Source organism: Pseudothauera nasutitermitis, from assembly GCF_004801295.1.
Classification (GTDB): Bacteria; Pseudomonadota; Gammaproteobacteria; order Burkholderiales; family Rhodocyclaceae; genus Pseudothauera; species Pseudothauera nasutitermitis.
In genome coordinates this window covers 1-648 of the sequence record NZ_SSOC01000018.1, presented here as the reverse complement: position 1 = coordinate 648, position 648 = coordinate 1, and the positions used below count along the sequence as shown (strand labels likewise).

1 protein-coding gene is annotated in these 648 nt (G+C 67.7%); it reads right to left on the bottom strand.

Annotated features, from left to right (window positions below; genetic code table 11):
* Positions 1 to 648 (bottom strand): hypothetical protein (locus E6C76_RS22150; RefSeq protein WP_211090316.1); only part of this gene is annotated, 648 nt, incomplete at both ends.

The window sequence follows — 648 nt, the reverse complement described above, 5'->3', positions numbered from 1 at the left end:
TCTCGAAGCTCACCCCCACCGTCGGCAGCAAGTCGTAGCCCGCGGTGTCCGTATCCGTGGCGGTGTTGCTCGCGTTGTCGGTCGCCGTCGCCGTCGCCGTGTAGGTGACCTCCTCGTCGAAGCTCTCACCACTCAGGTCCACGCTCCAGCTGCCATCCGGGTTCAGCGTCGCCGGGAACGGGCCGTAGCTGCTGCCGTCGCTGCCGCTGATGCTCACCGACACACTGGTCGCGTGCTCGCTGGTGCCGGTCAGGGTGCCCACCCCCGCGTCGCTAATGTCGAAGCTCACCCTCACCGTCGGCAGCAGATCGTAGCCCGCGGTGTCCGTATCCGTCGCGGTGTTGCTCGCGTTGTCGGTCGCCGTGGCCGTCGCCGTGTAGGTCACTTCTTCCGGGAAAGTGATGCCGGAGAGGTCCACACCCCAGGTGCCGTCCGGGTTCAGCGTCGCCGGGAACGGACCATAGCTGTTGCCGTCACTGCCGGTGATCGTCACCGACACGCTGGTCGCATGCTCGCTGGTACCGGTCAGGGTGCCCACCCCCGCATCGCTGATCTCGAAGCTCACCCCGACGGTCGGCAGCAGGTCGTAGCCCGCGGTGTCCGTATCCGTCGCGGTGTTGCTCGCGTTGTCCGTGGCCGTGGCCGTCG